This window comes from Peribacillus sp. YIM B13477 (genome assembly GCF_042787955.1).
GTDB classification, from domain to species: Bacteria; Bacillota; Bacilli; order Bacillales; family DSM-1321; genus Peribacillus; species Peribacillus frigoritolerans.
Genome location: NZ_JBHZPD010000002.1, coordinates 187615 through 210723 on the forward strand (window position 1 = coordinate 187615; position 23109 = coordinate 210723).

28 protein-coding genes are annotated in these 23109 nt (G+C 41.2%); 7 read left to right on the forward strand and 21 right to left on the reverse strand.

The features are described 5' to 3' along the window. Positions 1-106 precede the first annotated feature (106 nt). From ACFX4H_RS07575 to ACFX4H_RS07605, 7 genes are all read right to left on the reverse strand, one after another. Entirely contained in the window at positions 107-2263 is a 2157-nt protein-coding gene (locus tag ACFX4H_RS07575; RefSeq protein ID WP_377434854.1) for a penicillin-binding protein, read from the reverse strand. A 2-nt stretch (positions 2264-2265) separates the two neighbouring features. Then, positions 2266-2622: a cell division protein FtsL gene (gene ftsL / locus ACFX4H_RS07580; RefSeq protein WP_063596317.1), complete on the reverse strand. Its 357-nt coding sequence runs from the start codon at positions 2620-2622 to the stop codon at positions 2266-2268. A 32-nt stretch (positions 2623-2654) separates the two neighbouring features. Continuing rightward, positions 2655-3587 carry a 16S rRNA (cytosine(1402)-N(4))-methyltransferase RsmH gene (gene rsmH, locus ACFX4H_RS07585; protein ID WP_034313911.1) on the reverse strand — a complete coding sequence of 311 codons (933 nt, stop codon included), beginning with the start codon at positions 3585-3587 and terminating at the stop codon, positions 2655-2657. 52 nt (positions 3588-3639) lie between these two features. Further along, positions 3640-4071, reverse strand: coding sequence for a division/cell wall cluster transcriptional repressor MraZ (mraZ, locus tag ACFX4H_RS07590; RefSeq protein WP_377434856.1), 432 nt, complete (start codon positions 4069-4071; stop codon positions 3640-3642). Between the two features lie 342 nt (positions 4072-4413). Next, the gene (gene bshC / locus ACFX4H_RS07595) at positions 4414-6042 is read right to left on the reverse strand and encodes a bacillithiol biosynthesis cysteine-adding enzyme BshC (RefSeq protein WP_377434858.1); all 1629 of its coding nucleotides are present in this window, start codon (positions 6040-6042) and stop codon (positions 4414-4416) included. Positions 6043-6151: 109 nt separating this feature from the next. Beyond that, positions 6152-6544 carry a DUF3397 domain-containing protein gene (locus tag ACFX4H_RS07600; protein ID WP_377434860.1) on the reverse strand — a complete coding sequence of 131 codons (393 nt, stop codon included), beginning with the start codon at positions 6542-6544 and terminating at the stop codon, positions 6152-6154. Positions 6545-6548: 4 nt separating this feature from the next. Continuing rightward, entirely contained in the window at positions 6549-7433 is an 885-nt protein-coding gene (locus ACFX4H_RS07605) for a 2-dehydropantoate 2-reductase (RefSeq protein WP_323601973.1), read from the reverse strand. 470 nt (positions 7434-7903) lie between these two features. On the opposite strand from ACFX4H_RS07605, the gene ACFX4H_RS07610 reads away from it, so the two are divergent. Beyond that, the gene (locus ACFX4H_RS07610) at positions 7904-8392 is read left to right on the forward strand and encodes an N-acetyltransferase (RefSeq protein ID WP_034313924.1); all 489 of its coding nucleotides are present in this window, start codon (positions 7904-7906) and stop codon (positions 8390-8392) included. Positions 8393-8436: 44 nt separating this feature from the next. On the opposite strand, the gene ACFX4H_RS07615 is transcribed toward ACFX4H_RS07610, so the two are convergent. The 4 genes from ACFX4H_RS07615 to ACFX4H_RS07630 form a co-directional block, all read right to left on the reverse strand. Beyond that, entirely contained in the window at positions 8437-9057 is a 621-nt protein-coding gene (locus ACFX4H_RS07615; RefSeq protein WP_241637066.1) for an RsfA family transcriptional regulator, read from the reverse strand. A 79-nt stretch (positions 9058-9136) separates the two neighbouring features. Then, a complete protein-coding gene (locus tag ACFX4H_RS07620; RefSeq protein WP_312008984.1) occupies positions 9137-9979 on the reverse strand; it encodes an enoyl-CoA hydratase/isomerase family protein in 843 nt (280 codons plus the stop codon). Positions 9980-10049: 70 nt separating this feature from the next. Beyond that, a complete protein-coding gene (rpmF, locus tag ACFX4H_RS07625; protein ID WP_034313929.1) occupies positions 10050-10223 on the reverse strand; it encodes a 50S ribosomal protein L32 in 174 nt (57 codons plus the stop codon). Positions 10224-10288: 65 nt separating this feature from the next. Further along, positions 10289-10810 (reverse strand): YceD family protein, encoded by a 522-nt coding sequence (locus tag ACFX4H_RS07630; protein ID WP_034313932.1) that lies wholly within the window; start codon positions 10808-10810, stop codon positions 10289-10291. Positions 10811-11029: 219 nt separating this feature from the next. Here ACFX4H_RS07630 and ACFX4H_RS07635 point away from each other — a divergent pair, with 219 nt between their 5' ends. Beyond that, on the forward strand, positions 11030-12235 hold the full coding sequence (locus ACFX4H_RS07635) for a nucleotidyltransferase (protein ID WP_063591697.1): 1206 nt from the start codon (positions 11030-11032) through the stop codon (positions 12233-12235). A 91-nt stretch (positions 12236-12326) separates the two neighbouring features. Here the strand turns inward: ACFX4H_RS07635 and ACFX4H_RS07640 are convergent, their stop codons facing one another. Then, positions 12327-13352 carry a SepM family pheromone-processing serine protease gene (locus ACFX4H_RS07640; protein ID WP_241637067.1) on the reverse strand — a complete coding sequence of 342 codons (1026 nt, stop codon included), beginning with the start codon at positions 13350-13352 and terminating at the stop codon, positions 12327-12329. Further along, positions 13342-14139, reverse strand: a complete 798-nt coding sequence (locus ACFX4H_RS07645) for a patatin-like phospholipase family protein (protein ID WP_034313939.1) — start codon at positions 14137-14139, stop codon at positions 13342-13344. The genes ACFX4H_RS07640 and ACFX4H_RS07645 overlap by 11 nt, the downstream gene beginning before the upstream one ends. Before the next feature lie 269 nt (positions 14140-14408). Here ACFX4H_RS07645 and ylbJ point away from each other — a divergent pair, with 269 nt between their 5' ends. Continuing rightward, the gene (ylbJ, locus tag ACFX4H_RS07650; RefSeq protein WP_241637068.1) at positions 14409-15626 is read left to right on the forward strand and encodes a sporulation integral membrane protein YlbJ; all 1218 of its coding nucleotides are present in this window, start codon (positions 14409-14411) and stop codon (positions 15624-15626) included. 39 nt (positions 15627-15665) lie between these two features. On the opposite strand, the gene coaD is transcribed toward ylbJ, so the two are convergent. Continuing rightward, the gene (gene coaD, locus ACFX4H_RS07655; protein WP_034313942.1) at positions 15666-16157 is read right to left on the reverse strand and encodes a pantetheine-phosphate adenylyltransferase; all 492 of its coding nucleotides are present in this window, start codon (positions 16155-16157) and stop codon (positions 15666-15668) included. Then, positions 16158-16733 (reverse strand): 16S rRNA (guanine(966)-N(2))-methyltransferase RsmD, encoded by a 576-nt coding sequence (gene rsmD, locus ACFX4H_RS07660; RefSeq protein WP_034313946.1) that lies wholly within the window; start codon positions 16731-16733, stop codon positions 16158-16160. 471 nt (positions 16734-17204) lie between these two features. On the opposite strand from rsmD, the gene ACFX4H_RS07665 reads away from it, so the two are divergent. Then, positions 17205-17594, forward strand: a complete 390-nt coding sequence (locus ACFX4H_RS07665; protein WP_034313948.1) for a DUF7147 family protein — start codon at positions 17205-17207, stop codon at positions 17592-17594. 54 nt (positions 17595-17648) lie between these two features. Here ACFX4H_RS07665 and ACFX4H_RS07670 read toward each other — a convergent pair whose 3' ends face one another. Next, positions 17649-17924: a YlbG family protein gene (locus ACFX4H_RS07670; protein WP_034313951.1), complete on the reverse strand. Its 276-nt coding sequence runs from the start codon at positions 17922-17924 to the stop codon at positions 17649-17651. Between the two features lie 138 nt (positions 17925-18062). On the opposite strand from ACFX4H_RS07670, the gene ACFX4H_RS07675 reads away from it, so the two are divergent. Next, positions 18063-18386, forward strand: coding sequence for a hypothetical protein (locus ACFX4H_RS07675; RefSeq protein WP_034313954.1), 324 nt, complete (start codon positions 18063-18065; stop codon positions 18384-18386). Between the two features lie 172 nt (positions 18387-18558). Here ACFX4H_RS07675 and ACFX4H_RS07680 read toward each other — a convergent pair whose 3' ends face one another. Genes ACFX4H_RS07680 through ACFX4H_RS07695 form a run of 4 tightly spaced genes read right to left on the reverse strand, consistent with a single transcriptional unit; the run spans position 18559 to position 20241 of the window. Continuing rightward, positions 18559-19008, reverse strand: a complete 450-nt coding sequence (locus ACFX4H_RS07680; RefSeq protein ID WP_034313957.1) for a YlbF/YmcA family competence regulator — start codon at positions 19006-19008, stop codon at positions 18559-18561. A gap of 60 nt (positions 19009-19068) precedes the next feature. Beyond that, positions 19069-19494 carry a hypothetical protein gene (locus ACFX4H_RS07685; RefSeq protein WP_052137469.1) on the reverse strand — a complete coding sequence of 142 codons (426 nt, stop codon included), beginning with the start codon at positions 19492-19494 and terminating at the stop codon, positions 19069-19071. 60 nt (positions 19495-19554) lie between these two features. After that, positions 19555-19797, reverse strand: a complete 243-nt coding sequence (locus ACFX4H_RS07690; protein WP_034313959.1) for a YlbE-like family protein — start codon at positions 19795-19797, stop codon at positions 19555-19557. 12 nt (positions 19798-19809) lie between these two features. Beyond that, positions 19810-20241, reverse strand: coding sequence for a YlbD family protein (locus ACFX4H_RS07695; RefSeq protein WP_249597848.1), 432 nt, complete (start codon positions 20239-20241; stop codon positions 19810-19812). A gap of 685 nt (positions 20242-20926) precedes the next feature. Between ACFX4H_RS07695 and ACFX4H_RS26825 the strand changes: the two genes are divergently transcribed. Continuing rightward, entirely contained in the window at positions 20927-21043 is a 117-nt protein-coding gene (locus ACFX4H_RS26825) for a hypothetical protein (RefSeq protein ID WP_483878186.1), read from the forward strand. A gap of 227 nt (positions 21044-21270) precedes the next feature. Continuing rightward, positions 21271-21603: a transposase gene (locus ACFX4H_RS07700; protein ID WP_377434863.1), complete on the forward strand. Its 333-nt coding sequence runs from the start codon at positions 21271-21273 to the stop codon at positions 21601-21603. Between the two features lie 180 nt (positions 21604-21783). Here the strand turns inward: ACFX4H_RS07700 and ACFX4H_RS07705 are convergent, their stop codons facing one another. Further along, positions 21784-22818 (reverse strand): CAP domain-containing protein, encoded by a 1035-nt coding sequence (locus ACFX4H_RS07705; protein WP_237752149.1) that lies wholly within the window; start codon positions 22816-22818, stop codon positions 21784-21786. Positions 22819-23109: the final 291 nt, after the last annotated feature.

The following is a 23109-nucleotide window of genomic DNA, read 5'->3' on the forward strand; positions in this document are numbered from 1 at the left end:
GCACCTCCATTTCATACATGCTTCAATATATGCTTGTCTACTCGATGCTAGACTAGAAACTTTGAAAGAAACAAAGAGGGAATCCATTTGGATCCCCTCTTTATCTTCACTCTGTTTTCTCTTTTGTCGGTATATCTTCACCAGCCCCATCAGGCTGGGATAATTCAATATTGAAGGTTTCCCCTTCATTTACCTTTTTACCGGCCTTAAGACTCTGTTTACTCACGTATCCAGTACCTTCGGTTTTCAGATCCAGTTTTGCAACCTTAGCCAATTTCATGACATCGCGCAAGGACCATCCCTTCATGTCAGGGACTTTCATTTCGCCTTCCGTCCTGAGGATTATCTTTTCACCTTGTAAGAGTACACTCCCCGCTTTCGGGGATTGGTCGAGCACTTTACGTCCACTTCCGATCATACTTACATCATAACCAAGTTCCTTCAGTTCTGAAACAGCTGAACTCTCGGTTTGATTCGTATAGTCTTTGATTTTATTTGCTTTTTGTTTTTTAACTTCAGAAGGTTTTATGTTTAGATATTGCAGGCTATTTTGCATGACAGGATTGAATATCTCTGACAATGGATCAGCCCCAACATAAGATACACCTAACTTGGGCTGCTTGACCGCCACATACATGACCAACTGCGGATCATCTTTTGGAGCCATCCCTAAAAAGGAGAACACATAGTTATTTTTCCCTTCTAAATATCTGCCTGTCGGACCCGCAATTTGTGCAGTACCGGTTTTCCCCGCTACTTGATATCCATCAATAGCATATTTTTTCCCAGTTCCTTTTTTCGCGGTAATTACCGTTTCCAAATAATCACGTACTTGTTTTGCAGTTTCTGCCGAAATCGGTTGCCCTGTCACTTTCGGCTTGGTCGTTTTCAAAATTTTTCCGGTATCCTGATCGGAAATGCTTTTTATCACGTACGGCCGCATCATTTTTCCGTCATTGGCTATTGCGGATGCAGCTTGGATTTGTTGAATCGGTGTAACGGTCGAACCCTGTCCAAAGGAGGTAGTCACTTTTTCAAGCTTATACTTGTATTGAATTTTTCCGGTTATCTCGTTTGGCAGGTCAATTCCCGTTTTTTTATCAAATCCGAACTTAGTCAAATACTCACGGAACGTATCGGCTCCTATTTTATCCATTGCAAGTGTGGCAAAAGCGACGTTCGAGGAACGTTGTACCCCTTCCAGAAAGGTCATGCTCTTTCCTCTTTCGATTCCGCTATGATCCCCGATTTTCCCCGATCCGGCTTTATAGGTTCCTGCAACAAAGCTTTCATTCGGATTAAAGACCCCTTCCTCAACAGCCGCGGCAAGGGTGAATGTTTTCATGGTTGAACCCGGTTCGAAGGTTTCTTCAATTGCCAGGTTACGCCATGTATCCGTTAGCCCGACTTTCGTTGTCGGATGGAAGGTAGGCCTTTGCCCCATCGCCACTATCTCCCCCGTTTTGGGATTGGAGACAATCGCTATGATTTGTTCGGGATCGTATTTTTCCTGCACTTTGCTCATCGAGTCTTCCAGGAACGTTTGTATTTTCTTGTCGATCGTAAGCATGACATCATTGCCATTATCCGGAGCAACAACCTTTTCCTCCGTATCCGGCAAGAGGAAGCCCCATCTATCACTGTCATATGTCAGCTCCCCGTTCGTTTCCTGCAATTCTTTATTGAGGTACTTTTCAATGCCGAACTTACCAGCCATTTCTTCCGTTTCTTCATCCTTTTCTACATAGCCAATCAGATGGGAGGCGAAAATTCCATTAGGATAAAAACGTTTATTCGTACTTCCGAATGTAATTCCCGGCAGTTCCAATTTTTCTATTTCCTGCTTGACGACCTGAGTCAAATCCTTGCCAGCACTGCCAAATTCCACCTGGTATGCCTTTTTTTTCGTAAGTCTTTCATAGATGTCCTGTTCATCCATGTCGATATATTTAGCAAGCTTTTTCGCGGTCATCTCCGGATCCTTAACATGCTCCGGCTCCTTTTCACTAAGTACAGCCCTTAAGATATAGGAGGGAGTATCCTCGGCGATGACTTCACCTTTTGTATCGAGTATGCTTCCCCTTTTTGCTTCTAGGACCTGTTTTTTTTCATATTTCTTGTCGATTTTCGAGGCCAATACCTCCCCGCCTGCTGTACCTGTCACCTGAATATACAAAAAGCGGCAGACTAAAACAAAAAAGAGCAGGCCGAATAAGAAGAATAATCCGGCTGCCCCATGCTTCATATTTTTTTGTTTCTGCATTATCACTGCACACCCTTCACATTATTCTCATTTAGCTTGAACCCAAGCGCTGCAGCTTTTTTCCAAATTCGTTCGTATGTACTTAGTTCAGCAACCTGCACTTCCAAATCATCATTCACTTTACCCTGCTTTTCAATCGTCGTTTCCACTAGCTGAATCTCTTTATTCGTTTCATAGATGGCAGCTTGATTTGAGACTATTTTCACTCCCATGAAGGTAACCATGATAGCAAGGGCACATAGTAAGAAAACTTCACCAATGGATATCTTCGCTTTACGGATGACCACTGTTTGCTGTGCCTGTTGCTGCTGTTGGTCTTCATATTGCTGTTCTTGTACTTTTTTGGCTATGGAACTCATTCATGTTCCCCCTCACTGATTTTTTTCTGTAATCATTGCTTTTCGGCGATTCTTAGCTTAGCCGACCGGGAACGATTATTCCCTTCCAATTCTTCTTCTGAAGGTAAAATCGGTTTTCTCGTAATTATTTTCATGGTTGGCTTGAATTCATCCGGGATAACTGGAAGTCCAGGCGGAAGATCCGGCATGCTACTGGCCTTTTTAAATACCGTTTTACAAATTCTATCTTCAAGCGAATGGAATGTAATGACAGATATTCTTCCCTCTTTATCCAAAAGCGATATGGCTTGCTCCAGGGAATCTTCAAAGACACCAAGTTCATCATTCACAGCGATCCTTATTGCTTGGAACACTCGTTTCGCAGGGTGTCCGCCTTTACGCCTTGCCGGGGCCGGTATCCCATCCTTAATTAATTCCACAAGTTCGAATGTCGTTTCAATCGGTTTTATTTCACGTGCCGCTTCAATTTTCCTGGCAATTTGTTTCGAAAACTTTTCTTCTCCATATTGGAAGAAAATTCTCAGCAAATCATGGAATGACCAAGTATTCACGACATCATAGGCAGAAATGGCAGCACTTTGGTCCATCCTCATATCCAAAGGTGCATCATGGTTATAGCTGAAACCACGCTCCGGTGTATCCAATTGCGGGGATGACACACCTAAATCATAAAGGATCCCGTCCACTTTCTCGATTCCCCGGGCATTCAACTCTTCTTTTAAGTATTTAAAATTATTAGGAACAAGAACAATACGTTCGCCATAGCTTTCCAATTTTTCCTTAGCATTCCGAATCGCCGTTTCGTCCTGATCAAAAGCATAAAGCCTGCCCTTGTCAGAGAGCTGTGAAAGTAAGTATTCGCTGTGACCGGCTCCTCCTAAAGTACAATCCACATAAATTCCATCAGGTTTGATGTTCAATCCATCAACCGTCTCTTTTAATAACACTGTTGTATGTTGAAACATGCTAGACATCCTTCCAATCGGTTATTGAGTGACTCTATTTCTGAGGGCAGCCTTAAATATCAAAGCCAATCATATTTTCTGCTATCTCAGCGAAAGAATCCTCCGAAGCTGAAAAATAGTTTTCCCAAAGGGATTTGCTCCAAATCTCAATACGATTGGTAACACCAAGAATTACACATTCTTTTTCCAATTGGCCATATGAAGTAAGCGGCGTGGGGATATTAATTCGCCCTTGTTTATCAATTTCGCATTCTGTAGCTGCAGAAAAGAAAAAACGGGTAAAGGCTCGGGCATCTTTTTTTGTTAAAGGCAGGGCTTTCAGCTTTTCTTCTAGCAGCTTCCACTCTTCCATAGGGTAACCAAATAAACATTGATCGAGTCCGCGGGTAAGGACAAATTGCTCCCCGAGATCTTCCCTGAATTTCACCGGGACTATCAAACGGCCCTTTATATCGATGTTATGATGGTACTCTCCCATGAACATACCCACTACCCCCACATTCTAATCTCAATGTACCACATTCCCCCACCTTTCTCCACTTGTTTTTACTTTCTCCTTCCAAGTAAAAATTACCTTCTTTTCTTATTAAGTTTATTTAGCCAAATTATTCAAAGAAACGTGCATTTCCCTCGAATGCACTCAAACTAAGACGCAGGCCCACCATTACTGTCGAAGCCCCGCCTGACAAGTACTCAGGAAACAGAAAAAAAGACAGGCTTTAGCACCTGTCTTTTTTCACATTTCAATCCCTCCATCAGGATTGGTTTGTGGCAACCGTATTCAATATGATCTATCCGCCACTTTCCCCCAAAACGGATGGTTTTTCTAAATGAAAATCAATTTATGCTGATTATTGAAGCGATAGTCCAGTTTCATCATATCCCTTACGAGCTCTGGCCCATATTGATTCAAGTAATAAAACACATTCCAAATCCTCTCCTGGGGTGATTCGAGAGGGTACAGCGAATTTGCTATCCGATCATATTTTTTCAAGATGACCGAATGTCGTTCCTTTGTACGGTCACCGATTTTGCCATACATGAAATTCAATTGCTTTTGAATGAATTCAATGTTCTTGTTCAACATCGGCTCGAGTCCCCTATCCAAAGAGACAGCGTGGACAAAAAGCTTTTCATGGTTCTCTTCAAGCTGTGATTTCAGCGTCCCGAACAGGGTGTCAATCGTTTCATCTTTAACGGAAGCAAGGTAACTTTCCACAGCATTAGCAGTTCCTTCAGTCAGAACAGTTTCCAAACTGAGTTCCATTTCTTCAAGGTCGCTTTGGATACTCCGCTCCACCAGCGTGATATTCAACCTAGGAATGATTGGCGGCATCTTCATGGAAAACAACTCAAACACCTTTTTTAATTCTGCCCAATAGGCTATTTCCCCTGGCCCAGAAACGAATGCCAATACAGGGAAAAGCATTTCCTGCATGAGCGGGCGTGTAATGACATTGTTGCTTAATCGTTCTGGATGATTTCTGGCTATCAGCAAGAGTTCATCCCCGGTAAATGATACCTCACCGTTTTTTCCGCTGAAACCGCCTTCTACACGTTCGAGTAAACATCGATCTTTTTTTTCTGGATCATAATAAAATAAATTAGCGGCGCGTTTATCCATTTCAATCATTTTTGCATACCCTTTCGCATGCATGAATGATTGCTGTTCCTCGACCACTTCAGCAATCCGTCCACTTTCAATGACCATCGATTCAAAGTATGCCTTCTCAATTCGCCTTAAATCCGGATCTCCGGCATCGACTAGTAAAAGGCCATATTCTTTGAACCATTCATGAATCAGCTCGGCGAAGAAATCGACGAAGGTATTCGATCTCTTAATGGTTTCCTTCATATCAATCAGGAGTTTGTTCGTAAATTCCGTTTCTCCATAAGTTTCAATGATTTCCTCAAGCCACTTCTCTGCCTTTTCCGTTTCCAGCTCCACATCAGAAACCATTGTTTTATATGGCTGGTAGGAAGGATAGGTTTTTTTATCGGGTTTTCCGTTTTTCATAACATAAACATGATTGACCTCAGCCAAATCATGATCTTCTCCAGCTATCCAAAAAACCGGAATGACTGGCTGCCCCAGTTTTTTTTCCTGTTCTTCCGCAAGCTTGATGATCGATATCACTTTATGAATGGTATACAGCGGCCCTGATAATAACCCTGCCTGCTGTCCTCCAATCACAACAACGGAATCATCCCTGCGCAGCCTTCCAATATTACCCTTAACTGCCTCACTGAATGAAAGACGAGACATGTATTGTTGTATGTAATCCGACAATTCATCACGTGAAAAAGAGCGGTTCATCAATTCTTCATATCTATTGTGATAAATGTCAGGCTTAGACAAGTCATAGTGAAAATAATCCTCCGTTTCAAGACGGTTTTGTAAATAGTCCGATGCAAAACGGTTTAAAGATGGTAACGCGAGATCTTTCATCTCCATTTCTGTTCTCCCTTTCTCTGCAACTACAATTCTTTTTAGAGTATAACATTCCGGTTTAAGAAAACAAAAGAAGTTGCCCAGCAGCAGAAAATTGATGCGATGTTCTATGTTATGTAGTCAATATCTTCGTAATACTTGTAATTATTCCAATGGAAAACAATAGAAGGTAAGCCACGAAAAAAAAGGCGAAGTTCACTCTCCAAAAACCCTTTAATACCTTATGGAAAATGATTTCTTCTTTTACCTTGTAATGGACAAGAACCACCACGAATGCGTTGATGAGCATGATGAGCATGATCACCCAAATAATTTGCATATCCCAGATCGTAATGATCAAATAATGGACGGATAATACGAACAGCATCGTACTCATGTCCATTGCAAATTGAACGGAGCGCCGATGGTTTCCAGTGAATTGTTTGGCACCTATAAAAAAAAGTATATACCCTACGAAAGGCAAGGTAATAAATATCGCGGCAAGGCTTGAAACTACGTACGGCACATCCTCATCCCCCCTGAGACTCTTTTCCTTTGACCATCTTATATAGAGAAGACGTCAGGCAATCACTTTTCCCTTTACTCTTTGCCTCCGAGAGGATATGACCCAAAATGGCATCAATTTCCGTTTTACGGCCATTTTCTAAATCTTTTAGCATGGAAGATCGATTTTCCGCAGTTGCGATGCAAACGGCTTTCACATGTTCAAATGACTCATCCTTATTTTGAACTTCCAAAATACCGGAGATTTCTTCAAAAAGTTCTTGAAATAATTGGTAGTGAAAAGAGTTAGTGATTAAACCGCCATTTTCCACACCAAGTATCGCCGTTAATGGATTTATCACCGCATTGACGACAAGCTTATCCATCAGCATCGAGTGAAAATCTTCACTCTTCGTAAAAGGAAAATGATCGATCCTTTCATTCACTAGCGATAGTTGCTCAAGTTCCCCGCTAAAGGAAGCGATCCTTGTCATGCCAAGTCCTGTATGCTCCACGGTATTCCCGTCATGTTTCAATGCTCCATGCTCCACTACCCCCACATATATGGTCGGGGATTGAAGCTGCTTTAAATAAGAAATATGTCCATAGCCATTCTGCAAGAATAGCAATGGAACCTGAAAATCTTTGATCCTAGGCAGTATTTGCGGCAGGTGATATTGCTTGACGGCCACTATAAGAAGATCCACATCCGATATCCCTTCATCCAGCCCCTTGGAAATGATGCCCGTCTGCAGTCGGCTTTCACCATCCGCAATAAGACGGATTCCATCACGTTGGATGATGGACGCCTGATCCGCAGTATGGGTATAGAGAGTCACATTATGCTTTTCACTTAAACGGGACGCAAACAGCAGCCCTATGGCCCCTCCGCCAATGATTCCAATTCTCATGATAACCTTCCTTACTTTTTGAAATATATTTACTATTTTATCACATTATCTTTTTTAGCCTGCACGAATTTTCCCATCGTTGGAAAACACAGCCAATCCGATTGAATGAAACGATGGAACTTCCATTAACGATGGCTCGTCATAAAATACCAATGGAAAGAATGATTAATACGCCATTGAAGATATAATATTTTCTTCTTTAAGTGTTAATTTAATGGTATATTAGATACGAAAAGCTTAGCCATTTTGAAGACTTTACAGGAACAAAAGATAACTCCAAACTCACCCCAAAAGAAATTGAAGGGAAAAGGGCGGGGAATAAAAGGCTATAAGCATTTAGTAAGCTAGGATAAGTCGATGATGTCATACTAGATTTAACCTAAGTTGAAATTCCACATGGCAAAGATCAGTGGGATGACTTTCAGGGTACTATCGGAAGAGGTTTATCAGAATTAAGGGGGAGCTTTTTTATGGAATACAAGGTTGAACGATTACTTGTAAATTTTAAAACGCTTGAGGAATTCAAAAAATTCAAAGAATACGGGATACAGGAACTGTCCATGCTAGATGATTTAGAAGGTAACATCATTGAAAATGACAGCCAATCACCTTTTTACGGAATCTTTTATGGCGATAAACTTGTAGCTCGAATGAGCCTTTATAAAAGAAGCGCTAAATTCGACCAGTATTTTGACAATTCCAGGGATTTCCTTGTTCTTTGGAAACTTGAAGTCCTGCCTAACTATCAGAAAAAAGGTTATGGAAGAGCTTTGGTCGAATTCGCCAAAAGCCTGAACATGCCTATCAAAACTAACCCAAGAGTCCATTCACAAGACTTTTGGAAAAAGATGGGTTTTTCTGCCGTTTCCTATGATTTGGACAGGGACCTCGGAGAAAACCCGCTGATTTGGAGCCCATTTGACGTACAAGATAAGAAAGAAATAGATACACAAGAATAATGAAGCATCAAGAAAATGCGGGCGGATTTTCCCACCCGCATTTTTTATTTATTGACTCTTTCCAAATTACCATTCTTATCCATTTGGAAACTCACCTTCGGATTCGCCTTTTCGTCCTCCTGGACACTAAGTTTTCTTGCGCGCTCCATGATCTGCATTAACGCACGATAATCTTCCTCAACAGCTTTCAGGTTTTCCTTAAGCAGGACATTCTCTTCCAGTAATCGGACATTTTCCCGTTCAAGAAATAGGGAACGCTCAGAAATCCGTTCTTTTTCCTTATTATCAAGCTGAAAGAATTCATCCATTTTGGTTAAATATAATATAACTTCCTGAAGGGTAATAGATTCTTTATCTTCATGCTCGGGCGTTATTTCTTCAATCGTGACATTTTCGACCGTTGCAATCGAAACCCTTTCCACTTCAGGATTATTGACTACCTGTTCTTTCCTTTGTTTTTTCGCCAGCTCTATCCCTGATTTATATTGCTTCCTAACAAATGAATTCCAACGGAACCCACAAGCAGCAGATGTCCTCGATAACTGTTTCCCCACTTCTTCAAACGCCTTTAATTGTGTACTGCCTTCCCGTATATGCCTCAGTACCACTTCAGCCAACAACAGATCCTCATCATGAGTCCATGCATCTTGTCTCGCAATCGTCATCTCTCTACCTCCTTAGCAAGTTTTAATTCATAATATGCACATGCTAGGAAAGATAGAAGATATATAGAGCGTGTAATATTTATTTTTTCTTATTTAGAAAACGCTCGACTGCAGCATGATGCTCATCACTCGCCCACAGTTTGGAACATTCCCGGATTTCCGCATCCATTCTTCCTTTAAGCCCGCCATCCTGCCATTTATGTACCAGCAATCGTTTATAGGCCATCAATACCCCTGTCTCATGGCGAAGAAAATCTTCCGCAAACCATTCCCATCCATCCGTACCTTCTCCGACTATCTCATCTACGAAACCAAGTTCCTTCGCTTCCTCAGCTTTATGTATTTTTGCATCCAATAATAGCTTTAGCGCTTTTTGCTCTGGTATTTTTTCAAGTAAAAGCGAAGCTCCGCCCCAGCCAGTCGTTATTCCTAGGGTACCTTGTACAAACCCTAGCCTAGCTTCCCTCTTTGCTAACCTGAAATCACAAGCTGTCGCTATTTCGCATCCGCCGCCGAAAGCACTTCCATTGATTAGCGCTATTGTCGGTTTTGGGAATACTGCTAGTTTATACAGAATTTCACCCATTTTAGATAACATAGCAAAGGCCTCTTCTTCTGTATGCAAATCCTGAAATTCCCTTAGATCCCCGCCTGAACAGAACGCCTCAGAGCCCGCCCCGGTCAGGACCAGCAACTTAACTTCATCATCGCATGCAGCTTCCGATAATATCGACTCAAGGTCGTCCATCAGCTGATAATTCACGGCATTCCTTTTCTCCGGCCTATTAAATAGGAGCTTCATGAAACCGCTTTTACCCTTTTCAACTTCAATCACCTGATCCATGTAAACACCTTCTCCAAAATCATCGGCAAACGCGAATGATTCAAAATATTCTGCCAAATACATTTGTAAAAAAAGCACAGAGAGAAATCCCTGCGCTTTGATTAGCGTGTTGCATCAAGAGAGCTGAGCTCTCAAGTAGGTCAAGAAATTATTTTGCGACAACTTCTTTTCCTTTATATGTTCCACATTCTTTACAAACGTGATGTGAAAGAGTCATTCCACCACAGCTCGGGCATTCTACCATACCAGGTACTTGAAGCTTGAAGTGTGTACGACGTTTTCTTTTTACAGTTTTCGACGTTCTTCTAAAAGGTACAGCCATTATTCCCACCTCCTTAAAAAATATAAAAAAGCTGGAAAAATCGGATTAACGATTTTTCGTTCCAATCAAGATTCTTTATTGTTGTCAAAAAAGTCGGCAAGCTTTGCAAATCTCGGATCAACCTTATGCTCATTTTCCTCTTCGGAAATAACAGCCCAGTCTTTCCCAGATTGAGGAGCAGCTTCATTCGAATCGACATCCTCACAAAAAACCTGCATCGGAATTTCTAGCAATAAATTTTCTTTAATTACCGGTATTAGGTCTACAACGTCGCCTTCCACAACAGTGACATCATCTCCGTAGAAATCTGTGCCATCTGCCTTTAAAAGAAAGGTTTCCTTTGTATCAATATCAATCGGATATTTAACGTCTACCAGTGTACGGGAGCAAGGTAATGTTAATTCACCTGAAAGATGCAAGTGAAAAGTAATCTCGGTCGAGCTGATATCAGCTCTTCCTTCTACTCTGATCGGAGAAACATCGCGAATTTGCGGGTCTCTTTCTCTAATGTCCAAGACATCCACCAGTTCATCAAACCGTAAATCTTTGTCCCGAATTTTTTGAAGTTGACTAATCGTCCATTTCAAATGAAATCACCTCAAGGCAACAAAAATAATTATAGCTTTCAATTATAAGTTTGTCAATATTTTTTCTTTACACTATAATGTAGTCATCCTAACTGATTGTCTAAGTTTAATGAATCATTTCTAACAAAAAATCCAGACGATTACTTATAGTAATTTTACTTGAAATACTATTTTAGCACTAAGTTGATAAAATACAAAGTTTTTCTCTGAGGTGAACGAATGAAAGCTTGCGGTTTAGTAGTCGAATATAACCCTTTTCACAATGGACATGTTTTACATGCAAGAGAAAGTAGAGAAAAAACAGGGGCAGATGTCGTTGTCGCTGTTATGAGCGGGCCCTTCTTACAGCGTGGGGAGCCCGCTATCGTCAGCAAGTGGACACGCGCCGAAATGGCCTTGAATGGCGGCATTGATCTTGTCATTGAGCTGCCATATGCTTTCGCGACACAGAAGGCTGAAATATTTGCAAAAGGATCTATTGCTCTTTTGGAATCGCTAGGCTGTGACTCTTTTTGCTTCGGAAGCGAGGATGGCAAAATTGAACCATTCATCATCGCCCACAGAATCCTTTCGGAAAATTCCGCTGCATTCGATGCCGCAATCAAATCGGCCATGGATGCCGGTAATAGTTATCCGTCAAGTGCTGCCCAGGCTTATCGTTCGATCATCCATGGTGATGCGGCATTGGATTTGACGAAGCCGAATAATATCCTTGGAAAAGAATATGTAAGTGCTGCCCTTTCAAACGGCTACTCCATTCGCCCTTATACGATTCAAAGGGTCGCTGCAGGGTACCATGAAACAAAGTTGTCCAAAGACCCTATTGCCAGCGCAACGGGGATACGTAAAGCCATCCATGAACACCAGGAATTACATTCTGTTTCCAGTTATATTCCTCAAGCGACGATGAGTGGCCTTGAGCAATATTTAACGCGCTACCATGCCTTGCATGACTGGGAAATGTATTGGTCCATGTTGAAATACCGTATCCTTTCTTCCTCTTTAACCGAATTGGCAGGAATATACGAAGTTGAGGAAGGCATAGAGCACCGAATGAAGGAGATGGCCAAACAATCTTCGAGCTTTTCTGGATTCATGGCAGCGCTGAAGACAAAACGCTACACATGGACACGGCTGCAGCGGATGTGTGTCCATATATTGACGCATACATTCAAGGAACAGGTAATTCATAATGACCAACCGGCCTATATCAGACTTCTTGGCATGAATGGCCGGGGGCAAGAATATCTTCGTTCTGTAAAAAAAGGCTTGCCCCTCCCTCTCATCTCTAAACTTTCTTCCTATCGGAAGCAGGACATCGATTCGGACTTGCGAGCAGCACAGGTGTATGCCCTGGGCTTGCCCGAGCCGCATCAAGCTGCATTGATGAAACGTGAATATGAATCTCCCATCATTTTCAAATGAAGAAGGATTCAAGCTTGGCCGTTTCATCCTTAAGTGTAAAAAGCTAATCATGAAAAAAGCGCAGACAGTAGATTACTGCCTGCGCTTTTTTTCATTTTCCTTTTCCATTTAGCTTCGTTAAATAGGCTACTGCATCTTCAAAGTTGTCAACCGGCACGATCTTCATGTCAGTGTCAATATCCTTTGCTGCAATGAGTGCATCTTCATAATTCGAACCCGCTGCTCCGTTTTCATTCGGGGCAAAGAATATTTCGGCTCCAGACTTATCGGCTGCAACAATTTTCTGTTGGATTCCGCCAATTGGACCGACTGTCCCATCATCAGACATCGTGCCCGTACCCGCTATGTCATATCCACTTGTAAGATCGCCTTTCGTTAATTGATTATAAATTTCCAACGAAAACATTAAACCAGCCGAAGGACCGCCTATATGTTCTGAATCTATGGCAATCGCCGGTTTTGTGTTCACTCTTCGATTGTCATCCAGCGAAATGCCGATTCCTACTCTATTTGGATCATTTTTAAAAGGCTGCAATGAAAGAACAGCCGTTTTCTCCGTCTCTTCCCGCTTATAAACTATTTTAACTTCATCTCCGGCCTTCTTTCCGTTAATATAATCCATGAATTCCTGTGCAGACTTGAATTTAACATCATCAACTTGAATAATTTGATCGCCCGCTTTCAGCTCTTTTGCTGCCGGCATTCCTTTTAGCACGTCCAAAACATATACACCCAGGTACTCGTATTCGACTTCTTTCCCTGCTTTTTCATATGCGATCTTAATGGCATTATTTTTAGAACCATCCATTAAGTGGAGCTGCCTGATATTATATTCTTCATCTGTTTCATCTTCGCTTCTGATGGAGGCTTCCGGATAAAGCTCCTGATATTTGCTCCACTTCGCCATCATGTAGGAATATATATTAGCCCGGCCCATCCTTACAGTGGTTAACATAAAGCTTCCTTTTGCTTCATCTCCCCCGGATACCTCAATGATTGGCTCCAATTCTTTAGCCATTCCTGGTTTCGATACATAAAAAGGTAGGGAATAAAGGGCTGATGCTATGAGAAGTATAGCCACCACCAGGAAAGTGCGTACATACGTTTTACGGCTCATCTTCAAAGGACTCCTTCCAAGTAACAATGCTCTGCTTAATTTGATCAATCTTACCTCTTGCTGCTTCTTCTCCAATACTAATTATTTCCTGTACGTTTGTAAATGATTTCGAGCTGTATTTCTCAACCCTGGGGCGTATCATGACGTCTGAAGCAAACTCCCTGCTTTTAACCAGCTCCATTTGCAGGATATCGAGGCTTTGCATGATGACGTCATATATGGAGTTTATCTCCATATCCTGTTTCACGTGAGCTACATCCACACCAATTATGATGTCTGCTCCCATATCCTTCACAACTGAAACAGGAACCCTGTCAACTACGCCGCCATCAACAAGCAGTCTGTTTCCGATTCTTTCGGGAATGAAAATCCCGGGAATGGAGATGCTTGCCCTTACTGCCGGTGCGATGGGACCTTCCTGAAAAATGACCTTTTCCCCCGTTTTTATATCAGTGGCTACCACCGCCACAGGAATATCAAGTTCTTCAAATTTCTTGCCATATGTAAATACCCTGATTAAATCCTTTGTCCGCTTACCCGAAATGAAGCCCATCTTAGGTATGGTGAAGTCCAAATAATACTTCCGCTTAAATGCACGGGACAACTTATACAGCCTCTCGATATCCGACCCCGCTCCATAAAAGGCTGCAACCATTGCTCCCATGCTGCTTCCAGCAATCATATCTATCGGAATGCCTTCTTGCTGCAATACCTTTATCACGCCAATATGTGCAAACCCCCTAGCTCCTCCTGACCCAAGTGCAAGCCCGACTTTTGGTTTCGACAAAGATATCCCTCCCGCTTTAACTAGTTCAAAATATTGAAATAACACTCATTCAAAGTTATGGTCTTAAACGGATTTATAGAAGCATATTATTTATATTGACAGTGAAACAAGCATGGCAGATATATTCCATTGAGCGGATCATCCCTCTTTACATGTCGGTACAATCCTTATTCCATCATGCGCTTACTTTTCGAGAAAAAGAAGTTCATATTTTATTATATACGAAACGAACTGCCCTTATTTAGTAACCTTCAAGAGGAGGCTGAATTTTGCTAAAATCAAAATCTAAAACAGTACTGTTAGCTACCTCCGTCACGATGATGGCAGTTGGCTTGATCATCTTCCCCCAAGAATCCTTTGAAGCTTCCAAAGGCGGACTGAATATTTGGTGGACAATTGTTTTCCCTTCGCTTCTGCCTTTCTTGATTTTCTCGGAGTTATTAATCAGTTTTGGGGTTGTCAGGTTCATTGGTGTCATGCTTGAACCATTTATGCGTCCCCTATTCCGTGTACCAGGAGTGGGAGGTTTCGTTTGGGCGATGGGACTTGCATCAGGGTTTCCAGCCGGGGCGAAATTCACTGTAAGGCTTCGTCAAGAAGAACAATTGACCCGCATTGAAGCTGAAAGACTCGTTTGTTTTACTAATTCATCCAATCCATTGTTCCTATTCGTTGCCGTTGCCGTTGGTTTTTTCCACAACCCTCATTTAGGGATCATCCTTGCCCTTTCCCACTACCTAGGAAATATTTGTGTAGGCATCATCATGCGTTTTTACCGTTGGAAAGAAGAAAAATCCCATGCAAAAGAACTGACCAAGCTCCCCTCCATAAGACAAGCCTTTGGTCAAATGCATCGTACCAGAATAAAAGAAACAAGGCCATTTGGCAGTTTACTTGGAGATGCGGTACTCTCATCCATCCAAACCCTATTGATGATCGGGGGGTTCATCATTCTCTTTTCTGTGGTGAACAAGCTTTTATTTCATATGAACATCACCGGATTGCTAGCATCTGGGGTCGGAGGAATTCTACATATTTTTAATTTCCCGGACTCCTTAAGCCTTCCCTTCATATCAGGCATGTTTGAAATGACTCTAGGTTCAAAATTAACCAGCACGGTCGAAGAGGCGACACTCTTTCAGCAAACCGTGATGACAAGTTTCATCTTAGCTTTCAACGGGTTCAGCATCCAAGCGCAAGTTGCCAGCATCATTGCAGCAACGGACATTCGTTTCACTCCCTTTTTTCTGGCCAGGATTGCACATGGCCTTCTTGCATCCATTATCACCATCCTGCTTTGGGAACCATTCTATAAAGGCAAAATGTACAGCGGCAGCCCGATAAACGCATTCCCGGTCAGCGGATCCGGTGAACACGCGAATTCCCTATATCAAAGCATGCTTGATATAGGTCCCATTCTAACACTCGTGTTTTTGATCCTATACATCATCATATTTACCAAAAGGCTATTCAAAGGCCTTTCGTAAACCAAAAAAGAGCATTGCCCGTTGGCAATGCTCTTTTTTCTATCCTTTCAGTTCCTCGTATTTTTTGGCCAGAGCTTTCTGGACGACACTTGGCACTAGTTCAGAAATATCCCCACCATACTTCGCTACCTCTTTCACGATACTTGAACTCAAGAAAGAATATTGATTTTTCGTCATGATAAAGAATGACTCTATTTTATTGTTAAGGAATCGGTTCATCGAAGTTCCCTGCATTTCATATTCAAAGTCAGAAGTCGCCCTCAATCCCCTGATGATGGCATTCGCGGAAACGCTTTCAGCATAGTCGACCGTCAATCCCTGATAGAAATCCACTTTAACATTCGGCATATGGGCAGTCGCTTCAGTAATCAGTTCCAGTCTCTCTTCCACTGTAAAAAGAGAATTTTTCGCTGAATTGTTCACGATGACGACATATACCTCATCAAAAACATTCGCTCCCCTTTGAATGATATCAAGATGACCAAATGTTATTGGATCAAAACTCCCCGGACAAATCGCTATTTTGGACATTCATAGTTCCCCCTGTTCGTGTACGTTTCCCCATTGATAAATCGTAACGGCAATGACGCCATAAACTTCTTTTCTCTTAACGGTAAAGTCACCAACTTTTTCTGGCAAAGTAACATCATGGCCATGCTCACAAACAATGTATCCCATATCGTTCAGCAATCGGTATTTATGTATTTCTTCAAGAATCTCGACTAGCTTTTGTTTCTTATAAGGTGGATCAAGAAAAATCAATTCAAAAGTCATTTCCCTTTTCACCAAAGCCTTTAATGCACGTTCTGAATCATTTTTATAAACTTCTGCACGGTCTGAAAACTTGCATAGTTCCAAATTAGCCTTAACCGTTTGATTTGCTTTAAAATCCCGGTCGACAAATATGGCTTTATCCATGCCTCTGCTTAACGCTTCAATTCCCAGTCCACCGCTTCCGGCAAACAAGTCGAGGACCAGCCCTCCTTCGAAATAAGGACCAATCATGTTAAAAATGGATTCCTTGACTTTATCAGTAGTCGGCCGGGTTCCTGTACCCGGTACAGCCTTAAGTGGTCTTCCTTTGCAAATTCCGGAAACGACCCTCATCATTCTCACCACATTTTATGACAAATTTCTGTTACTTTCCTATCCTAACATATTAGAAAAAGCTAGCCAATATTTAAACCCATTTGCCTTCATTTCCATGATGAAAAGAACATATCATTTCGTACCATGGATAGAAGATATCCATTCTTTTTATAAATCTTTTACATCATGAATAATAAAATGGTTTTTGGCAATAATGTGAATAACAACATTCCTTTTTAGGTGTTGTTGCCAACCGCGGAGAAGGCTTACGTTTCCCCATAAGTTCTTCCTCCGGTTTCTCCTCTCCCTTTGCCTTCTGGTCCTTAGTTAGACATAGAAGGACCCTGCATATTTTTGCAGGGCTTTTTTTTATTGATAAACCACTTATTCCAAATTTCCTTTGTCATCATTCGTCAATGAAGTTGTCCTTCTCTTTTATGAGGGATAATGATAAAGTAATGAATAATAAGTTAGTTAGGAGAGGTTTAATTGATTCAACGTTTTATTGAAATTGGACAAGGATATTCCGATATATATGAGTTGCTGGAAGTAGGCCGCAATCAGAAACATCGAGTTGCAAGGCTATTGGCCATGCATACTACTATAAATGATAAAAAGGTAACGTCATTGGTCATCGTCATGGAGCCCACAGATCCCGGGAAATTCCAGCCGCTTTACATTTGCCGTGAAGGTATCCCTAACCCACATGCCACCAAAAACAAACGCTATGAGCTTTTTGAGAACTTGGCTGAGGAACTGGATAGGCCAATTATTGAAATCGAAGTGAAACCTTCGGTGCTCTTTGCAGAAATCGAGTTGTACTACCAGCACTTAATCGGCATTTTGCGAATGAATAGATATCTGCCGCCATTAGGTTGAAAGATGTTGCTGCCCTGAAAATGAAAAAGCTGACTCCGCATGAGTCAGCTTTTTTCAAATTCCCATTTTATAATCATATTCTTTCGCTTTATCCGGTTTGGAGTTTTCGTACTCCACCTTCAAAAAAGGCTTGTAAGAAAGGTCCACCTTTTTAACGAACGAATAATTATTCAGTTTTTCCACAAGTGGTTCCACTTCATCCATATTCGTATAAAGCACGACATATTTCAACTTTTTTGAAACATAATGGATATTTCCAAATTTCCTAAGCATTTTGGCTTGTTTCAATGTATGTAAATAGACGATGATTCCCTGTCTCGCTCCAAGCATATCAATAACTCCCTTTTATAAAGGTTTTAACTAAGTGTAGCATAGCAGAATCTTTACTTTCAACCAAGAAAAAAAGATTATAAACAAAATTCTCTCACTATTATGAATATACACACTGTGAAGGGAGCCAAACAAACGATGGATTTAAACCAAATTTGGCATCAATTTATTGTGCATCTATTAGATAATGATGAAATTACCCAAGCTTCGATAAAAAAGTTCACAGGAATCCCCTTTATATATATCCATTATCATCCGGCACCAAATGATGATGGTAAGCTTTCTCTCTTAATAAAAAAAGCCGCAAGCCTTTCAATGCGTGGCAAGCAGCTTCATTGTGAAACCATTTTCGTACGGCAGGAAGAACATTTATATGTATTCCGGCATCGTTTTTATGTGCCGCAGAAAAAGATGTTTTGCTGCGGCAACCTTTGTCCGGATTGTATTTTATATCGCAGTTAATCGCTTTTTGCCACGTAACCGAAATATGTAAGATGATAGTTCATGCATCGGTTCATGACCATGTCTCGGCGAGGTTCCAAACATGACACAGCCACCGAACTCCATAGTAATGTCGAATTTCGATGGCTGCATGTTATATACCGGCCTGAATGGTCCCAATCTGGCCATTACCTTAAGCAGAGCACCCGCAACTTCCCCCGGTTCCGCAACTTCCCGTCGAACATCCGCCGGATGAAACAAAAAATGGATTCCCAGCCGGGGTTTTGACCTGTTCAGAAACAGCTCGGCCAATTCTTCCGCTTATTTCATCAAGAACGGATTGCAATTCTGTCTCCGCCAGCTTAAACCTTGCAACGGCAGGATGCATATCCATGTCTCGTTTAGCTTGCCTCGTTTCTAAATTGATGCGTTTATAATCCGGGTGATATTTACCGAACCTTTGAACATCTTCAAATAGATCCTTGAGCGAAGTAAACTTGGAAATAATCCCCTGGGCCTCTTTGTCTTTTTGTAATTTATATAAACTAAGGAGATATTCTTCTCCTATTTCAGAATGAAGGATCATTTCAGCTAATCCATCAGCCTGATGTAAAATGTCGATGATTTCCATAGTAGCAAGCATTAACAAGCTCACCTCCACAACCATTTTACCATTTCTCTCTTTTAGATGCTAATGGTTTGATTAAATCGAGGAAGTGATATGTACCTCAATCTCTTTTTGCAGCCCTGTTTTTTCACCTGCACCGTTCAAAATCTCCAGCTTTATTTTATGCATGCCATTCGGGACATCCTTTACGATAAATGCTGCCGTTTTCATATCGACTTTCTTTTGATTATCAATAAATACGGACACAGTTGCCAATTGTTCAGGATTTGATTCAGAAAAACCATAGTTTTTCAAGTAGCACTCAACATAGACGGAGTTGCCTTTTACAAATGTTTTTACCCGAAAGTCCTCATCTGAGTTTTGGATGCTCGATACAGTGGTGGCAGCCTCTAGTGTAGAAACACCTTGTATGGCTACTCCTGAGTTTTCAGGTTCAGGTATTTTCTTGCCACAACCCGTCGCTGCCATCAACACTGTTAGAGCCAATATCAACTTTCTCATTCCATCGTCCCCCTTTTGCCTTTATTGTTCGCCAAAAGGAGTAATTTACTCTTACTTTCTTCATTCACTTGGAGCATTCATCGCTTGAAACATATGAAGCATCATTGAGGCAACCTGAACGCTTTCCGAAAATTTAGAGACCCGATGTGGAATCGACTTCTCAAAATAATATTTAGCTTCGGTTTCAAACACATCCACTTCATGTGGATTACGCATTAATCTTTTGTACCATGCAGGCTGAACCCTCAAATAATTTCGCATATCTTCGTTTGTTTGAATGAATTCATATATATTCTGGCGCATGAAAAACCCTCCTTAATCTTTGGTGAATAAAAAAGGGTTAGCTCTCTGCTCTTTTTCTTTTGGGGGAGGACTGGTATCACCTGATTTATTCCCTTGGAAAGCAGATAGCACTCCTTGGATTGCACCGATGGCCTGATTGGCATTCGTAATATATTGTTGAATCTGCCCCATATCCATGTTTTTAACGGCATTCATTAACGAACCGATCAACTCAGTGCTTTGGTCTCCCTTTTCAACCGGCAGTGATTGAGATCCTGTATTCTCTTTAGGCTCACCCACACTGCCGTCAGCCTGCCAGCGTGGATGATCTTCTCCGAGTAAATACCACTCTTCAAAAAGTTCCTGCCATGTTGCTTGTTTGCTTCTCACTTCATTCACTAAATGAGGATGTTCCTTTACAAACTCCCGAAATCCATCCACGGAGGGCCGCTTTCTTTTTGCCATTACTCTCACCTCACACTTAGACATCGCCTATTGCACCATATGCTAAAGGTAGATAAAAAGTGCATAAATTCCATTACTAATGGAATGGGGCGTGACTGCGGAATCCAAGTTCGTTATGTAAAAACCTCCATTGGCAAACGATCCTCATCGAGGGGAATGCAAATGGTTGGGACCTTTTAAAATATGATCCACAACAAGAAAACGGACCCAAATCGGGTCCATTTCAGACTGTAGTCAAACTCGATGAAAAACGAGTTTGTCTACATTTTTTTTGCTTGTACAAATTTGGACGTTGATTGGAACGTAGGGCACTCGCTTTCCGCGGGCGATCCGCCCTCGGCCCACTTGCGCCTGTGGGTCTCCCCTTGGACTCGCTATTCCCGCAGGAGTCTCGCACACCCGCTCCAGTCAACTAGGTTTAAAAACTTGGATAGAACTCCTTTTGCCTACAGTCTTTTTTATTTTAATATAGATCTATTAAAACTTGAGGTGATGAGGATGGTTACGAAACATCATTCTATTCAACGAGAACAACTTGAAATGATTACTTTAGATCAACTGGTGCCGGCGAACCATTTGGTTCGTAAATGGAGGCTTCCATTGACTTCACTTTCATTTATGACTTGGTGAAAGATATGTATTCAGAGGTAGGACTCGCAGTATTGAACCAGTTATTTTAGTTAAACTGACATTCATTCAATATACCTTCGTTATTCGTTCCATGCGTAAAGGGATTGAAGAAACTGAAACAACTATGGCAGGCAGCAGACACAGCAACGTTTTGTATTGGGAACGATTGTAACAACTGCTAATACACATGACAGTCATATTTTGAAGCTACTTGTTGAGCTAGGATTGAGAAAGTTAGAAAACGAGAAGCTGTTGCCGCAGATGCAGCTTATAAAGCACCAGCGATTACAAGCTACCTATTTAACAAAGTAATCACACCTGCTTTACCCTATACACTTCCTCAAACAAAAGAAGGATTCTTTATGTTTCGATGAACACTTTGATTGTTACCTTTGCTCTTTGTGCAAAACTTTAAAGTCCTCAACAACAAATAAAGAGGTCTATCGCGAGTACAAATCGCCAAAACAAATTTGTGCAACATACTCATATTTATCACGGTACAGAAAGCAAGGACCATCAAAAGGTAGTGACACGACATATCTGGCAAGCATTTGTGGAAGAAGCAGATCATTGCTTCATCATCAAGGTATAAAACCTATATACGCGAAACGCAAAGAAACGATTGAGCGTATATTCTCAGATGCAAAAGAAAAGCATGTTATGCGTTGGACTACTTTAAGGGGACTTAAAAAATTGTCGATGCAAGCCAATGCTTACTTTCGCTGCCATTAATTTAAAGAAGATGGCCACGTGGACATGGCAAGGTCCTAAAATGGCATAACATAGTGGTTCTAAGAGCTCAAATCTCTTAACCTTTGGTCAAATTTCAAAGGGAATATTAAAGGTTCGGAATTTTTTAATTCCGACCCCCTTGTCAACAAACTGAAACGGACCCAAACCGGGTCCGTTTTTTTATCTCTTTATGAAATTCTGGGTGTAATACTTTTTATATACACCGACGCCCAGACCTGTAAATTCCTCGTTCAGCATCGCATCCCGATGTCCTTTGCTATTTAGCCAACCTTCCATGACAGCAGCAGCATCCACATAATGGGCTGCTATATTTTCACCGGCCGCCCTGTATTTCACATGACCTGCATCAAGACGATTTTCCAAATCCCCCTTTGTTTCAGAAACATGGGTTCCTTCAGGGGTATCCTTCATTTCCCGGCTATGAAGGTAAGCAACCTCCGCAGTAGCGGCATCCCATTCTAAAGGCTTCAAATCAAATCTGCTGCGCATGATATTCGTAATATCGAATATTTGCTGCTCATTTCCATCATCCACTTTCGCCATGTCCTCATCTGAAAGGTCCTTAACTTTCACAAGTTCACCATGATAGGTCAACTCATACGGCTTTTGTTTCAATAGGGCGGAATCATTCAAGAATCGGATGCTTGAAACAGTACCAGTGAACTTATCCAAATAAAGCTGAACATTAATATTCCCTAAATCAATTAACGGCCTCATGTTCATATCTTCCTCCGACAATTCAAAACGATAGGAACTGTGACCAACTTCAATATCAACAGTAGGTTCCACATATAAACTGGAATAGATGGCATCAATCGATTGTCCAATTTTAAAAGGAGCGACATTGACCTCATCACCAATTCCATAAGCAGATACCACTTTTTCATTTTCAACGGCTAATTGGAAATAATTATTATAGTCCTTTTTATAAACCCACCATTCATATCCATAGGCAGACAAATCAATTCGATCCGGCTTACCGTATTCCCTTTCTATCTCTTTTGCATTTTTCCCGATCGTTACTGCCAGACCTTCTGTCACTTCAGTAACCCCTTCCTTTTCAGAGGAAGTGCTTCTTTCATTTATATGTCCATTGGGGTTAACACCTTTGTTACCATCAATAAGGGGGTTCCCTTCATCTTCATCGCCGATATTAAGATAAATACCGATTACGAAAAAAATAATGATTAACACCAACACCTTACCTAAACTGCGCAGAGGAACACTCCCTCTCTCTATCTAATTTATGTATCCAATGCAAAAACCTTTCTTTCCTGATTATATCACTGTTCAATCATATTTTTCTAATTTACGTTAGACTGCCCCTTCATTAAATTTATTTTAAAAATGGAACTTTTGTGAATGATTAAAATACCATGGTTGAGTTCATTGCAACTTCCACCATTTCGTACTATTATAAAATATAGGATAAAATGGTATATTATAAACATACTTGGAGATTTTTAATATATTCATGTACATAAT

What these genes read in the sequence shown, in the direction of transcription:
- ACFX4H_RS07575 (WP_377434854.1), bottom strand. Translation starts at nt 2,263, where the DNA reads ATGCAGAAACAAAAAAATATGAAGCATGGGGCAGCCGGATTATTCTTC.
- ftsL (WP_063596317.1), bottom strand. Translation starts at nt 2,622, where the DNA reads ATGAGTTCCATAGCCAAAAAAGTACAAGAACAGCAATATGAAGACCAA.
- rsmH (WP_034313911.1), bottom strand. Translation starts at nt 3,587, where the DNA reads ATGTTTCAACATACAACAGTGTTATTAAAAGAGACGGTTGATGGATTG.
- mraZ (WP_377434856.1), bottom strand. Translation starts at nt 4,071, where the DNA reads ATGTTCATGGGAGAGTACCATCATAACATCGATATAAAGGGCCGTTTG.
- bshC (WP_377434858.1), bottom strand. Translation starts at nt 6,042, where the DNA reads ATGGAGATGAAAGATCTCGCGTTACCATCTTTAAACCGTTTTGCATCG.
- ACFX4H_RS07605 (WP_323601973.1), bottom strand. Translation starts at nt 7,433, where the DNA reads ATGAGAATTGGAATCATTGGCGGAGGGGCCATAGGGCTGCTGTTTGCG.
- ACFX4H_RS07610 (WP_034313924.1), top strand. Translation starts at nt 7,904, where the DNA reads ATGGAATACAAGGTTGAACGATTACTTGTAAATTTTAAAACGCTTGAG.
- ACFX4H_RS07615 (WP_241637066.1), bottom strand. Translation starts at nt 9,057, where the DNA reads ATGACGATTGCGAGACAAGATGCATGGACTCATGATGAGGATCTGTTG.
- rpmF (WP_034313929.1), bottom strand. Translation starts at nt 10,223, where the DNA reads ATGGCTGTACCTTTTAGAAGAACGTCGAAAACTGTAAAAAGAAAACGT.
- ACFX4H_RS07635 (WP_063591697.1), top strand. Translation starts at nt 11,030, where the DNA reads ATGAAAGCTTGCGGTTTAGTAGTCGAATATAACCCTTTTCACAATGGA.
- ACFX4H_RS07640 (WP_241637067.1), bottom strand. Translation starts at nt 13,352, where the DNA reads ATGAGCCGTAAAACGTATGTACGCACTTTCCTGGTGGTGGCTATACTT.
- coaD (WP_034313942.1), bottom strand. Translation starts at nt 16,157, where the DNA reads ATGTCCAAAATAGCGATTTGTCCGGGGAGTTTTGATCCAATAACATTT.
- rsmD (WP_034313946.1), bottom strand. Translation starts at nt 16,733, where the DNA reads ATGAGGGTCGTTTCCGGAATTTGCAAAGGAAGACCACTTAAGGCTGTA.
- ACFX4H_RS07670 (WP_034313951.1), bottom strand. Translation starts at nt 17,924, where the DNA reads ATGCTTGGAGCGAGACAGGGAATCATCGTCTATTTACATACATTGAAA.
- ACFX4H_RS07675 (WP_034313954.1), top strand. Translation starts at nt 18,063, where the DNA reads ATGGATTTAAACCAAATTTGGCATCAATTTATTGTGCATCTATTAGAT.
- ACFX4H_RS07680 (WP_034313957.1), bottom strand. Translation starts at nt 19,008, where the DNA reads ATGCTTGCTACTATGGAAATCATCGACATTTTACATCAGGCTGATGGA.
- ACFX4H_RS07685 (WP_052137469.1), bottom strand. Translation starts at nt 19,494, where the DNA reads ATGAGAAAGTTGATATTGGCTCTAACAGTGTTGATGGCAGCGACGGGT.
- ACFX4H_RS07690 (WP_034313959.1), bottom strand. Translation starts at nt 19,797, where the DNA reads ATGCGCCAGAATATATATGAATTCATTCAAACAAACGAAGATATGCGA.
- ACFX4H_RS07695 (WP_249597848.1), bottom strand. Translation starts at nt 20,241, where the DNA reads ATGGCAAAAAGAAAGCGGCCCTCCGTGGATGGATTTCGGGAGTTTGTA.